Genomic DNA, 13,531 nt, shown 5'->3' with positions numbered 1-13,531 from the left:
CCCAGAAGGCGCTGTTCGAGGAACGGCTGCTGGCGGGGCACAAGCTGCTGTTCTTCCCCGAGGGCACCAGCACCGACTCCCTGCGCGTATTGCCCTTCAAGCCGACCCTTTTCGCGGCCTTCTTCACGCCCGAGCTGCGCGAGGAACTGCATGTGCAGCCGGTGACCGTGATGTACCACGCCCCCGAGGGCGAAGAGGCGCGCTTTTACGGCTGGTGGGGCGACATGGAATTCGCCGCCCATCTGCTGAAGACCCTGTCGCAGGGGCGCCAGGGGCGGATCGAGCTGGTCTATCACGACCCGGTGGCGGTGCGCGATTTCGCCGACCGCAAGGCGCTGGCGGCCCATTGCGAGGCGCAAGTGCGCGGCGGGCACCGTCTTTTGCATTTCGAGGCAAACTGAGGTGAAATAAACGCCGAAATCGCGCTGTCCGGCCTTGCCTTTGCGGGCCAGAGCCGGTATTGCGCGCGCATTCAAACCCGCAGGCGGGGTTTGGGTCGGGCAGGGGAGACATCCCTGCCGGTCCGCCGGTTGTCCCCAGAATGCGGGGATCACTTCACCCCGCCAAGGCGAAAACCGGAAAAGGAAATACAAGCATGGCTCTTCCCGAGTTCACCATGCGCCAGCTGCTGGAAGCAGGCGTTCACTTTGGTCACCAGACTCAGCGCTGGAACCCCCGCATGAGCCCGTTCATCTACGGCGCGCGCAACGGCATCCACATCATGGACCTGACCCAGACCGTTCCGATGCTGGACGCGGCGCTGAACGCGATCCGTGACACCGTCGCCAAGGGCGGCCGCGTGCTCTTCGTCGGCACCAAGCGTCAGGCCTCGGCCCCGATCGCCGATGCCGCCGAGAAATGCGCCCAGTACTACATGAACCACCGCTGGCTGGGTGGCACGCTGACCAACTGGAAAACCGTCTCGCAGTCGATCAACCGCCTGAAGGAAATCGACGAGAAACTGGCCGGCGGCGCAGATGGTCTGACCAAGAAGGAACGCCTGGGCATGGAACGTGACCAGGACAAGCTTCAGGCTTCGCTGGGCGGCATCCGTGAAATGGGTGGCGTGCCCGATCTGCTGTTCGTCATCGACGTGAAAAAAGAAGCTCTGGCCATCGCCGAAGCCAACAAGCTGGGCATTCCGGTCGTCGCCGTCGTCGACACCAACTGCTCGCCCGATGGTGTCGACTACATCATCCCCGGCAACGATGACGCGGCCCGCGCGATCGCCCTTTACACCGACCTGGCGGCCCGCGCCGCTCTGGACGGCATGACCGCGCAGATGGGTGCGGCCGGCATCGACCTCGGCGAGCTTGACGAGGCGCTGGTTGAAGAAGCCGTCGCCGAAGAAGCCGCGGCCGACGCCTAAGACCTTTGGCGGGGGCAGGGTACACCGCCCCCGCGTTTTTCGAACAATTCGCGCCATTTGCAACCGTGGACACTGCTCCGGTCGGCAAATCGCGCAAGACAGATGAGGAGAGCCACGATGGCGATCACAGCAGCTATGGTCAAAGAACTGCGCGAGATGACCGGCGCAGGCATGATGGATGCCAAGAAAGCCCTGACCGAAACCGACGGTGACCAGGACGCAGCAATCGACTGGCTGCGCACCAAGGGTCTGGCGAAAGCCGCCAAGAAATCCGGCCGTATCGCCGCCGAGGGCCTGGTGGCCGTCAAGGTCGAAGGCGGCAAGGGTGTCGCGGTCGAGGTCAACTCGGAAACCGATTTCGTCGGCAAGAACGCCGACTTCCAGGCCATGGTTGGTGGCATCGCCGATGTGGCCGTGACCGTTGCCGACACCGAGGCCCTGCTGGCCGCGGACATGGGCGGCAAGACCGTTTCCGAAGTCGTGACCGACGCGGTCGCCACCATCGGCGAAAACATGTCGGTGCGCCGCATGGCATCGGTCGAAGGTGACGTTGTGGTCTCTTATGTGCACAACCCCGCGACTGCCGGCATGGGCAAGATCGGCGTTCTGGTGGCGATGAAAGGCGGCGACGAAGCCTTCGGCAAGCAGGTTGCCATGCACATCGCTGCGGCCAACCCGCAATCGCTGTCCGAAGCCGATCTCGACCCGGCCGTGGTCGAAAAGGAACGCAACGTCCAGATCGAAATCGCACGTGAATCGGGCAAGCCCGAGCAGGTGATCGAAAAGATGATCGTCGGCCGGATGAAGAAATTCATGAGCGAAGTCACCCTGCTGGGCCAGAACTTCGTCATCAACCCCGACCTGACCGTCGAAGCGGCGGCCAAGGAAGCCGGCGCCGAGATCGTCGCCTATGTCCGCATGGAAGTGGGTGAAGGCATCGAGAAGAAGGAAGAGGATTTCGCGGCCGAGGTTGCCAAGGCAGCCAAGGGCTGATTTCGCCCGCCACCGCGACTGTGAAAAGGACGCCGCCGGCCCGATCGGGTCGGCGGTTTCTTTTTGCCCGGTTTCTTTTTGCCCGGTGCGATCCTGCGCGCGACGGCCGCGGGGCGGCGGGCCCAAGCCCGTCCGGGGCCGGAAGATTCACGGAAATCAGGACATAGATTGGCGGTGCCACCCGCCAGGGGCAGCACCGCCGATTTTCGAAAGTCTCATGCATGGGGATGAGAGACTTCACGAAAACGCCGGTATCGGCCGCAGAAAAGAACGACCGGACCGACCTCCGGAAAACCGGAACAGACGCGAGAGCTCTGTAATCTCAGAGTTCGCGCCTGCATAGTCCCAAGGCCAAAGCCACCACTCACGGAACATACTAAATTTTGCCAGATTACCCCGGTTCCAGACAAGTCAGGGAATCCCTACTTTTGACGCTTTTCTGCGTCAATTCCGGCCCGGTGCCGGAAAAACTGATGTGCATCCGCGCCGAAAACGGAAAAAACAGCCCGGCGCGCGCATTATTGAATTCCTGCCGACTGCACATCGCGCAGGCGGGTGCTCAGATCTCGGGTTTGTAAATCTGCTTGAGGAACGAGGCCTTCAAAAGGGCCTGGGCCGTGGTCTGGACGTTCAGCGCCTCGCGCGCCAGCCGCAGGTGTTTCTCGACCGTTGCCGGGGCGCGGCCGATCAGCTCGGCGATGTCCTGAATGGTCTTGCCGTCGCCGACCCATTCCAGAACTTCGCGCTGCCTCTGGGTCAAGGCGCGGCTCGGGTATTCATAGGGCAGGGACAGGATCTTGAGATGGGCGACATTGTTGGCCAGCTCGATCATCTGCCCGTGTTCGGCCCAGATCGCGTCGACCTCTTCCTGCGTCAGGCCGCGCCGCGCGGTCATCGCGATGGCGCCCTTGGTGCGCGACGAGATGGTCGGGAAACTGATCGTGTAACCGGCGCTGACCCCCATCGAGTCGTTGATCTGCATGACTTCCGCTTCCTTGGGGGTCAGCAGGTTCAAACGCGCCTGTTCCCGGGCCCAGCTCCAGCTGCAGGCGCCGTTGTGATTCAGCGTCCAGCGCATCATCGGGCCGTGGAAATACAATTGTTCGCCGAGAAAGCGATCAAGATAGCTTCGGTCGTGGTTCGACAGAATCATGAAATCCTCGGCGTCGCCCAGCGAGCCCTCGGTGCGGAAGCTGGTATAGCCATAGATCAGCCGGTCAAAGCCGAACCCGGCCATCCAGTCGACATGCATGTCCCACAGCTCTTCGAACTGGCCCGCCTTGGTCAGCGCATCGAGATAGTCGACCGTCATTTCGCGCCGTCCAGATGCGCCTTCAGGGCATCCAGTGCCAGAATGTACCCATGGGCGCCGAACCCGCAGATCTGGCCGACAGCGACCGGCGCGATATAGGATTTGTGGCGAAAGGACTCGCGGGCGTGGATGTTGGACAGGTGCAGTTCCACCACCGGCAGTTCAACCGATACGATGGCATCCATCAGCGCGATCGAACTATGCGTATAGGCGCCGGCATTGAGCACGATCCCGTCATGAACGCCCCTAGCGCCATGCAGCGCATCGATCAGCGCGCCTTCGTGGTTGGACTGAAAGCACTGTACCTCGCAGCCAAGTCTCTGGCCGTGGGCGATGCAGTTCTGCTCGATTTCGGCCAGTGTGGTGCGGCCATAGACCTGCGGCTGCCTCTGTCCAAGAAGGTTCAGGTTCGGCCCGTTGACCACCAACAATGACGACATTTCATCCCCCGGAAACATTATTACGACTATATGTGGGCCGAGACGGCTGTCCAGCATCATTCTGCGCAGGTCACGCCCCGGTGATGTGGCGCCAAAAGCCTGACAGAGGTCGGGTTCCGATTCCCGCAATCGGCGTTGGGTATCCGGTTTTGATGGTCAGGGTCAAGTGACGCAAGGTCACATCGGGGCGTGAAATGATGTAGCAGGCATTGGTTTTTCCTTCATGATTTCAGAATTTTGAATGTGGTATTTAATGTAACTCAGGCACCGGGGTGCCATTGCTGATCCATAATTAAATTACATAATCATGATTATCGGAATTACTGATGCAGCCGTTGCATGACCGGGGCCGCCGCAATTGGCGCGTGGCTCCACGCGTTCGCCGCGGCGGTGGGTCCTGCCATGGCGCCGCAGAAGCGTCAGCCCAGGGCGTAACCGGCGCCGCGCACCGTGCGCAGCGGATCCTCGCCGCCGTCGCGGCGCAGCGCCTTTCGCAGCCGGCCGATATGAACATCGACGGTGCGGCTGTCGACATAGATGTCGCGGCCCCAGACACGGTCGAGCAGCTGTTCGCGGCTCCACACCCTGCCCGGTTTCTCCATGAAGGTCGCCAGCAGCCTGAACTCGGTCGGGCCCAGTTTCAGCGGCCGCTCGGCGCGGGTGACGCGGTGGGTCTCGCTGTCCAGCACGATATCCAGATAGGTCAGCTTCTCTCCGGTGGCGGCCGGGCGGACGCGGCGCAACTGGGTGCGCACACGGGCCATCAGCTCGAGCACCGAATAGGGTTTGATCACATAGTCGTCGGCGCCGGTCTCGAGCCCCCGCACCCGGTCGACCTCTTCCGAGCGCGCCGAGAGCATCAGCACCGGGATCGCGCGGGTTCTGGGGTTGGATTTCATCCGCCGGCAGATCTCGATCCCCGAGATGCCGGGCAGCATCCAGTCCAGAACCACCACGTCGGGTTCGACCTCGGGCAGCATCAGCAGGGCCTCGTCGCCATCGGTGGCGATTGCCACCTCGAACCCCTCGGCCTCGAGATTATAGCGCAGCACCTCGCGTTGTGCGGCTTCGTCCTCGACGACAAGAACGGTGGGTTGCCTGTGGCTCATCGCTCTGCCCCTCTCAGCTCAGCTGATGCAGCGAAGGGTCGTAATGGTCGCGCTTGGGGCGGGCCTCGTCATCGGGCATATGCCCCTCCACCACATAGATGACCTGCTCGGCGATGGCGGTGACATGGTCGCCCATGCGTTCGGTGTTCTTGGCGATGAAATGCAGATGCATGCAGGGGGTGATGTTGCGCGGATCCTCCATCATGAAGGTCAGGAATTCGCGGAACAGCGCATTGTACATCTGGTCGATCTCGAGGTCGCGCCGCAGGATGTTGTAGGCCAGCTCGCTGTCGCGCTGGACATAGGCGTCGAGCGCGTCATTGAGCATCAGCTGCACCTCGCGCGCCATCCGCCGCAGGGCGCCGCGGGCGCCCTCGACCTGGGGCAGATCCATCAGGATCGCGGTGCGCTTGGCCATGTTCTTGGCATAGTCGCCGATCCGCTCGAGGTTGCCGGCGATCTTCATCACCGAAAGCGCGATCCGCAGGTCGCCCGCCGCCGGCGAGCGCAGCGCGATCAGCAGGGCGCATTCCTCGTTGATCTTCTCTTCCAGAAGGTCGATCGCCTTGTCGTCATTGCGCACCTTCTCGGCCATTTCCTGATCGAGTTCCTGAAGCGATTCCGAGGCTCTGAGAATGGCTTCCTCGACCAGACCGCCCATCATCATGATATGGGTCTGAACCTGTTCCAGGTCGCTGTCAAAGGCGGAAAGGATGTGTTTTTCGTTCATGGGATCGCCTGGTCCTATCCGATACGTCCGGTGATGTAGCTTTCGGTGCGCTCGTCACTGGGGTTGGTGAAAATGGTGGCCGTGTCGTCGTATTCCACGAGATGGCCGAGGTGGAAGAACGCGGTTTTCTGGCTGACCCGTGCGGCCTGCTGCATCGAATGGGTCACGATGACCACCGAGAACCGCGCGCGCAGCTCGTTGATCAGCTCTTCGACCTGCGCGGTGGCAATCGGGTCAAGCGCCGAACAGGGCTCGTCCATCAGCAGCACCTCGGGCTGGGTGGCCACGGCCCGTGCGATGCACAGGCGCTGTTGCTGGCCGCCGGAAAGCCCGGTGCCGGGGGCGTCCAGCCGGTCTTTGACCTCGTCCCAGATGGCGCCCCGGCGCAGCGCCTTCTCGACGATCTCGTCGAGATCGGCCTTGTTGCGCGCCAACCCGTGGATGCGCGGGCCATAGGCGACGTTGTCATAGATCGACTTCGGGAAGGGGTTCGGCTTTTGGAACACCATGCCGACCTTGGCCCTAAGCTGCACCGGGTCGACCCGCTTGTCGTAGATGTCCTCGCCGTCAAGCAGGATGTTGCCCTCGACGCGACAGGTGTCGATGGTGTCGTTCATCCGGTTGAGACAGCGCAGGAAGGTCGACTTGCCACAGCCCGAGGGGCCGATGAAGGCGGTCACCGTCCTGGCGGCGATCTCGACATCCACATCCTTGATGGCATGGGTGTCGCCGTAATGGACCTGCACCCCCTTGGCGGAGATCTTGGTCTCTTTCTGGCCGGCCTGCGGCGCGGCTTGGGTTGCGTCATACATATGCATGGCCTTCTTTTCTGTTACCAGCGGCGCTCGAAGCGGCGGCGCAGGATGATGGCGACGGCGTTCATGAACAACAGGAACGCCAGCAGAACGATGATGGCCCCCGAGGCCCGTTCCACGAAAGCAGGATCGGCGCGCTGGGTCCAGTTGTAGACCTGCACCGGCAGCGCCGAGGCAGGGTCGAAAAAGCCCTCGGGCGGCGCGGCGGGAAACTCGCGCACGAAGGCCACCATGCCGATCAGCAGCAGCGGCGCGGTCTCGCCCAGGGCCTGGGCCAGGCCGATGATGGTGCCGGTCAGGATGCCCGGCGCGGCCAGCGGCAGCACGTGGTGGAACACGGTCTGCATCTTCGAGGCCCCTACCCCCAGCGCCGCGTCGCGGATCGACGGCGGCACCGCCTTCAGCGAGGCACGGGTGGCGATGATGATGGTCGGCAGCGTCATCAGCGTCAGCACCAGCCCGCCGACGATCGGCGCCGATTGCGGCAGGCCGGCGAAGTTGATGAAGATCGCGAGGCCAAGAATGCCGAAGACGATCGAGGGCACCGCCGCGAGGTTCGAGATATTGACCTCGATGACATCGGTGATCCAGTTCTTGGGGGCGAATTCTTCAAGATAGATCGAGGCCGCCACGCCGATCGGCAGGGTCAGGCAGAGAACCACGATCATCATGTAGAAAGACCCGAGGATCGCGACCCCGAGCCCGGCCGCCTCGGGGCGGTTCTCCGAGGCGTCGGCGCGGGTCAGAAACCCCCAGTTGAACGATGTTTCAAGAATGCCGGCTTCTTTGAACTGGTCGGCCAGCAGCAGCTGTTCGGGGCTGACGTTCTTGTCGATTTTCGCCGTCTCCATGGTGACACGGCCCTTGTAATAACCGTCGATCCGACCCGAGGCGAGAAACCTGAAGGCGACGGTCTCGCCGATCCGCTCCGGGTTGGCCAGCACGAAGCGGCGCAGCTCTGCGGCCCCCTCCTTCGAGATCATCTTGGCGGCCGCCTTGGCCTTCAGCCCCTCGACACCGATGCCGGGCCGTTCGAATTCGCTTTCGATGGCCTTAGCGATCAGCGGCGCGTAGCCAAAGGTCGTGACCTTGGCGATCTTGTCCAGATCGCCGCTGCCGTCCTTGTCCAGCTTGGCCGGGTCGAGATAGACGTTCAGCGTGATGAAGGTCTGGCGGAAGGCGGAGGAGCCATTGTAGAGGATCGAGCTCAGCAATCCGACCAGCGCCAGCATGGCGACGGTGATCGCGGCCAGCCCATAGGCGCGGAACCGCGCCTCGGCGGCATTGCGGCGGCGGGTGCGCGCGTCCTGCTCGAGAAGCGACGTGAAGGTTTTTCCGCCAGGTTCCGGCCGGGACGATGGTGCATCGGTCATTCGTACTGCTCCCGATATGTGCGGACGATATAAAGCGCCAGAATGTTGAGCCCCAGCGTGACCACGAAAAGCGACAGGCCAAGCGCGAAGGCGACCAGCGTTTCGGGGCTGGCAAACTCGGTGTCGCCGGTCAGCTGGCTGACGATCTTGACGGTGATGGTGGTCATCGCCTCCAGGGGGTTGAGGCTGAGCTTGGCCGCCGCCCCTGCCCCCATGACCACGATCATGGTCTCGCCGATGGCGCGGCTGGCGGCCAAGAGGATGGCGCCGACGATGCCCGGCAGCGCCGCCGGCAGGATCACCTGGCGCACGGTCTCGGAGCGGGTCGCGCCGAGCCCGTAAGAGCCGTCGCGCATCGCCTGCGGCACGGCGTTGATGACATCATCGCTCAGCGACGACACGAAAGGGATCAGCATGATGCCCATCACCAGCCCGGCGGTCAGCACCGACGAGGACGAGGTGCCCAGCCCCATCGGCTCGGCGAAATAGTCGCGCAGCAGCGGGCCGACGGTGATCAGGGCGAAAAGGCCGTAGACGATGGTCGGAATGCCGGCCAGAATCTCGACCGCCGGCTTGACGATGGCCCGCATCCGCCGGCTGGCGTATTCCGACAGGTAGATGGCGACCAAGAGGCCGATCGGCACCGCGAAGACCAGCGCCACCAGCGACACGTAGAGCGTGCCCCAGAGCAGCGGCAGGATGCCAAGGTCGGACCCGCCCTGGAACTGCGGGTTCCAGGTCAGGCTGAACAGGAAGTCGCGCGCCGGGTAAAGCCGGAAGAAATGCGCCGTCTCGAAGACCAGCGAGGCGACGATGCCGACCGTGGTCAGGATCGCCACCGTCGACGACAGGATCAGCAGCGCCTTGATCGCCCGCTCCGAGACGTTGCGGGCGCGGAACTCGGGGGTGATCCGCGACAGAGCCAGGGCACAGCCCGCAAGGCTGAGCAGGATCGCCACCGCCGCCAGCGCGATCTGAAGCCAGCCGGTGATGGCGCGGTATTGCTTGGCGGCCTCGAGAACGCCCTGTTCGACCTCCGAGGCCACAGCGACCCCGACCTCGGCCAAAAGGGCGCGGATGTCGGTCTCTTCGGCGCGGGTGCTGGCAAGCTCGGCCTCGCTCAGCCTTCCTTCGGCAAGCGCCACCTCAAGCCCCTCGGCGATGCGGCGCACGTCGGTCATCACCAGGCTGCGCGAGCTGCCCTCGGCAATGTCGGCGGCGCCGATCATGCCGGTGATCTGGCTTTCCACGTAAAGCGGTTGCAGTAGCAGCCAGCCCAGAGTGACCAGCAGCGCCGGCACCGCCGAGAACAGGAACACGGTCTGCCCGTAATAGCCCGGCAGCGAATGCAGCCGGCGCCGGTCGCCCTCGACGGCGGCCAGGGCCCGCGAGCGGCCAAGAAAAAAGCCGATTGTCGCGATCGCGACAACGGCGAGAATGACGAGGCTGATGTTCATTTGTCCTCCGGTTCGGCGACCGCACCCCTGAAACGGCATGGCGCCCCGACGGGCGCCATGCGCGGTTCGATCTGCCTTAGTTCATCGGTGCCATCGGGGTTCCGTTGGCAACCATTTCCTGGGTCTTGGCCAGTTCCGGATCCGAAACCAGACCGTATTCCGCCAGCGGGCCGTCCGGGCCGGCCATGTCGTCGCTGACGAAGAAGTCGATATATTCCTGCAGGCCGGGGATCACGCCCAGATGCGCCTTCTTGACGTAGAAGTACAAGGGGCGCGACACCGGGTATTCGCCCGAGGCCACGGTCTCGGTCGAGGGGGTGACACCGTCCATGGTGGCGACGATCAGCTTGTCGGTGTTGTTCTGATAGAACGACAGGCCGAAGACGCCGATCGCCTGGGTGTTGGCGTCGAGCCGCGCGAGGGTCTCGGTATAGTCGCCGTCGATGTCGACCGACAGACCATCGGTGCGCAGCGCGTGGCAGGCCTTCTTGGCGGCTTTCTGCTTTTTCTTGTCGCTGTCGCCCTCGGCGGCGGCAAGGTAGATGTCATAGGCGCCGGTGGCCTTGCAGCCGGCTTCCAGAACCTTCTTGTCAAAGACTTCGCGGGTGCCGTGCTTGGTGCCCGGGATGAAGGCCAGGATCTCTTGCGCCGGCAGGTCGCCGTTGACGTCCGACCACTTGCCGTTGCTGTTGTCGACCAGCTTGCCGTCGACCGCGACCTGACGGGCCAGGGCGTTGAACCAGTCGGCCGGGGTGAAGGCGAAGGCCGGGCCGTTGATATCCGAGGCAAAGACGATGCCGTCATAGCCGAAACGGACTTCCATGATCTCGTTGACGCCGTTCGAGGCGCAGAGCTCGATGTCCGACGGCTTGATGCGCGACGAGGAATTGGCGATGTCGATGGTGTTCGCGCCAAGCCCTTCGCACATCTTCTTGCGGCCGGCACCCGATCCGCCGCCTTCGACGACCGGGGTCGGGAAGTCGAAGTTCTCGCCAAAGGCTTCGGCGACGATGGTGGCATAGGGCAGCACGGTGGACGATCCGGCGATCTGGACCTGATCGCGGGCCGATGCGGTGGTGGCTGCGGCGGCAATGGCCAGAGCGGAAGCCGTCAATTTGACCTTCATGGGTGTCTCTCCAGTTGCGACCGTCGTCGTGACGGCCTTCGCGGCTGCACCTACGGTGTGCTGCCAAAGCTTTTGTGACAGGTCTGTAACGCTTTTATGACAAAGCGGGTCCAAAGACGGATTTCCCGCTTATTTCGGCAAAATCACCGAAAACCGGCTGCCCTTGCCCGGTGCGCTGTCGATGCGCAGCTGGCCGCGATGGCGATTGAGGATGTGCTTGACGATGGCCAGCCCGAGCCCGGTGCCGCCCATCTGGCGCGAGCGGTGGCTGTCGATGCGATAGAAGCGCTCGGTCAGCCGGGTCAGGTGGATCGGGTCGATCCCGGGCCCATTGTCGGCAACCGCGATCACGCAGGCCGGGCCGCGCAGATCGGGGTCGCGCGTCTCGCTGCGGCAGGACAGGGTCACGGTGGTGTCGTCGCCGCCGTATTTCAACGCGTTCTCGATCAGGTTGGACAGCACCTGACGCATCTGGTCGGGATCGGCGCGCAGGGTGATCGCGCTCTCGGGCAGATCCAGCCGGATCGTGCCCCCGGTGTCGCGCGCCGTGGCCTCGAGGTTGTTCGCGGCCGAGCGGATCAGCGCCACGATATCGACTTCCTCGGTGGGGCGGATCCGCGCCGTCTCCTCGACCCGGCTCAGCGACAGCAGGTCCGCAACCAGCCGGTTCATCCGCTGCGCCTCGTCGGCCATGGTTTCAAGAAAGCGGAACGTGGCGGCGCGGTCGTCGCGGGCCGGCCCGAGGATGGTCTCGATATAGCCCAGGATCGCGGTCAGCGGCGTGCGCAGCTCGTGGCTGACATTGGCGACGAACTCGCGCCGCATCCGGTCGGCCTGCCGCAGGTGGGTGACATCGTTGAAACACAGCAGCACGCCGTCCTCGCCCAGCCCCTCGACCCCGGTGAAGGTGACGTCATAGCGCACCGCGATGGCGCCTTCGCTGTGTTCGTAGATGCCGGTCTGCGCGGTGCCGGTGTTCAGACAGGCATCAAGCGCCGCCGACAGGTTGGGCTGGCGAAAGATCAGCGCGAAGGGCCGGTCTTCGCTGGCCTTGGGGTTGAGCGCCGCAGCACGCCCGTTGGCGCCGACAATGCGCCGGTTGCGGTTGACGAAAACCGCCGGCATCGGAATGGCGTTCAGAACCTGCTGTACTGTCGTCGGTGTCGTCATCTGCAGCCCTGTGCTGATCCGGCCCCGCGCCTGCCCGCGCGGCCGGAAATTCCCTCATGCACCACTTTAAAAGATTATGTTTATCACTTTAAAACAGTGGTATAGGCGGCGCACCTGCTTTATTGCCTCATGTCTCGGAGACCGGTTTCAGCCCCTTGCGAAAGCGCCGCATGTTGGCCTGGTAATGCAGGGCGCTTGCCGCCAGCCCCTTTGCCGCGGCGTCGTCAAGCTGGCGCACCACCTTGCCCGGCGCGCCCATGACCAGCGAATTGTCGGGGATCTCCTTGCCCTCGGTGATCAGCGCCCCTGCCCCGATCAGGCAATTCTTGCCGATCCGGGCGCCGTTCAGAACCGTGGCCCCCATGCCGATCAGACTGTTGTCGCCGATGGTGCAGCCGTGCAGCATTGACCTGTGGCCGATGGTGCAGCCGCGGCCGATGGTCAGCGGAAAGCCGGGGTCGGTGTGCATCACCGTGTTCTCCTGCACGTTGCTGCCCGCGCCGATGACGATCGGCTCGTTGTCGCCGCGCAGGGTGCAGCCGAACCAGACCGAGGCCGCCTCTTGCAGGTCGATATTGCCGATCAGGTTGGCGTCCGGCGCCACCCAGCTGTCTTCGGCGATTTGCGGGCGCACCCCGTCAAGTTCATAGATCGGCATCACGACATCTCCTCGAATTCGGCCTGAAGCGCATGGACATGGGATTGCAGCCTCGGCTGCTGTTCACGGCGCAGCCGCTCGGCCGCGATGATGGTCTTGAGCCGCGCCTCGGTGGCCTCGAGATCATCGTTGACCAGAACGTAATCATAGGCGCCCCAATGGCTGATCTCGTCCCAGCTTTTCTTCATCCGGCCGGCGATCACCTCGGCGCTGTCCTGACCGCGCGCCACCAGCCGGCGGTGCAGTTCGCGGATCGAGGGCGGCAGGATGAAGATCGACAGCGCGTGCTTGCCAAGGTCGGAGTTGCGGATCTGGATCTCGCCCTGCCAGTCGACGTCGAACAGCACGTCGCGCCCGGCCTCGATGGTCTGTTTCACCGGCCCGGCGGGCGAGCCATAGAAATTGCCGAAGACATGCGCATGTTCCAGCATCTCGCCGTCGGCCACCTGTTTGCGGAAGGCATCTTCGCTGAGGAAAAAATAGTCGCGCCCGTCCTGCTCGCCCTCGCGCGGGGCGCGGGTGGTCGCCGAGACCGAAAAACGCAGCTCCGGGTCCCAGCGCATCAGCCGCTGTGCCAGGGTCGATTTGCCCGCGCCCGAGGGCGAGGACAGGATGATAAGAAGTCCGCGGCGATCGCTCATGTCATTCACTCCACATTCTGAACCTGCTCGCGCATCTGGTCGATGACCGCCTTCAGGTCAAGCCCGATCCGGGTCAGGTCAACAGATTGAGCTTTGGAGCACAAGGTATTGGCTTCGCGGTTGAATTCCTGCATCAGGAAATCCAGCTTGCGGCCCACGGGGCTGCCCGCCGCCAGAAGGTCGCGGGCGGCGCCGACATGGGCGCGCAGGCGGTCGATCTCTTCGGTGACATCGCTCTTGACGGCGATCATCGCCAGCTCCTGGGCGACGCGGTCCGGGTCGGGGCCCTCGGTGTTGTCCAGCACCCGCGCCAGGTTGGCGCGCAGGGCGGCGGCGGT

Annotated in this window: 15 protein-coding genes; 3 read left to right on the top strand and 12 right to left on the bottom strand. The window is 63.8% G+C overall.

The features are described from left to right. From ABZD10_RS07350 to tsf, 3 genes are all read left to right on the top strand, one after another. Positions 1–401, top strand: a 401-nt coding sequence (locus ABZD10_RS07350) for a lysophospholipid acyltransferase family protein (protein ID WP_372885490.1), incomplete at its 5' end; no start/stop codon positions are given. 194 nt (positions 402–595) lie between these two features. Further along, a complete protein-coding gene (gene rpsB / locus ABZD10_RS07345; RefSeq protein WP_372885489.1) occupies positions 596–1,369 on the top strand; it encodes a 30S ribosomal protein S2 in 774 nt (257 codons plus the stop codon). Between the two features lie 117 nt (positions 1,370–1,486). Continuing rightward, complete coding sequence (tsf, locus tag ABZD10_RS07340; RefSeq protein WP_372885488.1) at positions 1,487–2,362, top strand: translation elongation factor Ts; 876 nt, start codon at positions 1,487–1,489, stop codon at positions 2,360–2,362. Between the two features lie 559 nt (positions 2,363–2,921). Here the strand turns inward: tsf and ABZD10_RS07335 are convergent. The 12 genes from ABZD10_RS07335 to ABZD10_RS07280 all read right to left on the bottom strand — a co-directional run. After that, the gene (locus ABZD10_RS07335) at positions 2,922–3,674 is read right to left on the bottom strand and encodes an autoinducer binding domain-containing protein (protein ID WP_372885487.1); all 753 of its coding nucleotides are present in this window, start codon (positions 3,672–3,674) and stop codon (positions 2,922–2,924) included. Next, on the bottom strand, positions 3,671–4,114 hold the full coding sequence (aroQ, locus tag ABZD10_RS07330; protein ID WP_372885486.1) for a type II 3-dehydroquinate dehydratase: 444 nt from the start codon (positions 4,112–4,114) through the stop codon (positions 3,671–3,673). The genes ABZD10_RS07335 and aroQ overlap by 4 nt, the downstream gene beginning before the upstream one ends. A 419-nt stretch (positions 4,115–4,533) precedes the next feature. Beyond that, complete coding sequence (gene phoB / locus ABZD10_RS07325) at positions 4,534–5,223, bottom strand: phosphate regulon transcriptional regulator PhoB (RefSeq protein ID WP_372885485.1); 690 nt, start codon at positions 5,221–5,223, stop codon at positions 4,534–4,536. A 13-nt stretch (positions 5,224–5,236) separates the two neighbouring features. Further along, positions 5,237–5,953, bottom strand: coding sequence for a phosphate signaling complex protein PhoU (phoU, locus tag ABZD10_RS07320; RefSeq protein ID WP_372885484.1), 717 nt, complete (start codon positions 5,951–5,953; stop codon positions 5,237–5,239). 14 nt (positions 5,954–5,967) lie between these two features. Then, complete coding sequence (pstB, locus tag ABZD10_RS07315) at positions 5,968–6,765, bottom strand: phosphate ABC transporter ATP-binding protein PstB (RefSeq protein WP_372885483.1); 798 nt, start codon at positions 6,763–6,765, stop codon at positions 5,968–5,970. Between the two features lie 20 nt (positions 6,766–6,785). Further along, positions 6,786–8,141, bottom strand: a complete 1,356-nt coding sequence (pstA, locus tag ABZD10_RS07310; protein WP_372885482.1) for a phosphate ABC transporter permease PstA — start codon at positions 8,139–8,141, stop codon at positions 6,786–6,788. Further along, positions 8,138–9,598: a phosphate ABC transporter permease subunit PstC gene (pstC, locus tag ABZD10_RS07305; RefSeq protein WP_372885481.1), complete on the bottom strand. Its 1,461-nt coding sequence runs from the start codon at positions 9,596–9,598 to the stop codon at positions 8,138–8,140. Before pstC ends, pstA begins: the two co-directional genes overlap by 4 nt. 76 nt (positions 9,599–9,674) lie before the next feature. Further along, positions 9,675–10,724, bottom strand: a complete 1,050-nt coding sequence (locus tag ABZD10_RS07300) for a PstS family phosphate ABC transporter substrate-binding protein (protein ID WP_372885480.1) — start codon at positions 10,722–10,724, stop codon at positions 9,675–9,677. 129 nt (positions 10,725–10,853) lie between these two features. Next, positions 10,854–11,894: a sensor histidine kinase gene (locus ABZD10_RS07295; protein ID WP_372885479.1), complete on the bottom strand. Its 1,041-nt coding sequence runs from the start codon at positions 11,892–11,894 to the stop codon at positions 10,854–10,856. Positions 11,895–12,021: 127 nt separating this feature from the next. Then, positions 12,022–12,552, bottom strand: coding sequence for a gamma carbonic anhydrase family protein (locus tag ABZD10_RS07290; protein WP_372885478.1), 531 nt, complete (start codon positions 12,550–12,552; stop codon positions 12,022–12,024). Then, positions 12,552–13,193 (bottom strand): guanylate kinase, encoded by a 642-nt coding sequence (gene gmk, locus ABZD10_RS07285; protein WP_372885477.1) that lies wholly within the window; start codon positions 13,191–13,193, stop codon positions 12,552–12,554. The genes ABZD10_RS07290 and gmk overlap by 1 nt, the downstream gene beginning before the upstream one ends. A 5-nt stretch (positions 13,194–13,198) precedes the next feature. Then, the coding region (locus ABZD10_RS07280) for an endoribonuclease YicC domain-containing protein (RefSeq protein WP_372885476.1) at positions 13,199–13,531 on the bottom strand (333 nt) is incomplete at its 5' end.

Source organism: Shimia sp., from assembly GCF_041624275.1.
Lineage (GTDB): Bacteria > Pseudomonadota > Alphaproteobacteria > Rhodobacterales > Rhodobacteraceae > Shimia.
Note: the sequence above shows the minus strand (reverse complement) of the source record. Positions and strands in the feature narration are given on the sequence as shown.

Coding starts and splice junctions, on each gene's coding strand:
- rpsB (WP_372885489.1), top strand. CDS start 596: ATGGCTCTTCCCGAGTTCACCATGCGCCAGCTGCTGGAAGCAGGCGTT.
- tsf (WP_372885488.1), top strand. CDS start 1,487: ATGGCGATCACAGCAGCTATGGTCAAAGAACTGCGCGAGATGACCGGC.
- ABZD10_RS07335 (WP_372885487.1), bottom strand. CDS start 3,674: ATGACGGTCGACTATCTCGATGCGCTGACCAAGGCGGGCCAGTTCGAA.
- aroQ (WP_372885486.1), bottom strand. CDS start 4,114: ATGTCGTCATTGTTGGTGGTCAACGGGCCGAACCTGAACCTTCTTGGA.
- phoB (WP_372885485.1), bottom strand. CDS start 5,223: ATGAGCCACAGGCAACCCACCGTTCTTGTCGTCGAGGACGAAGCCGCA.
- phoU (WP_372885484.1), bottom strand. CDS start 5,953: ATGAACGAAAAACACATCCTTTCCGCCTTTGACAGCGACCTGGAACAG.
- pstB (WP_372885483.1), bottom strand. CDS start 6,765: ATGTATGACGCAACCCAAGCCGCGCCGCAGGCCGGCCAGAAAGAGACC.
- pstA (WP_372885482.1), bottom strand. CDS start 8,141: ATGACCGATGCACCATCGTCCCGGCCGGAACCTGGCGGAAAAACCTTC.
- pstC (WP_372885481.1), bottom strand. CDS start 9,598: ATGAACATCAGCCTCGTCATTCTCGCCGTTGTCGCGATCGCGACAATC.
- ABZD10_RS07300 (WP_372885480.1), bottom strand. CDS start 10,724: ATGAAGGTCAAATTGACGGCTTCCGCTCTGGCCATTGCCGCCGCAGCC.
- ABZD10_RS07295 (WP_372885479.1), bottom strand. CDS start 11,894: ATGACGACACCGACGACAGTACAGCAGGTTCTGAACGCCATTCCGATG.
- ABZD10_RS07290 (WP_372885478.1), bottom strand. CDS start 12,552: ATGCCGATCTATGAACTTGACGGGGTGCGCCCGCAAATCGCCGAAGAC.
- gmk (WP_372885477.1), bottom strand. CDS start 13,193: ATGAGCGATCGCCGCGGACTTCTTATCATCCTGTCCTCGCCCTCGGGC.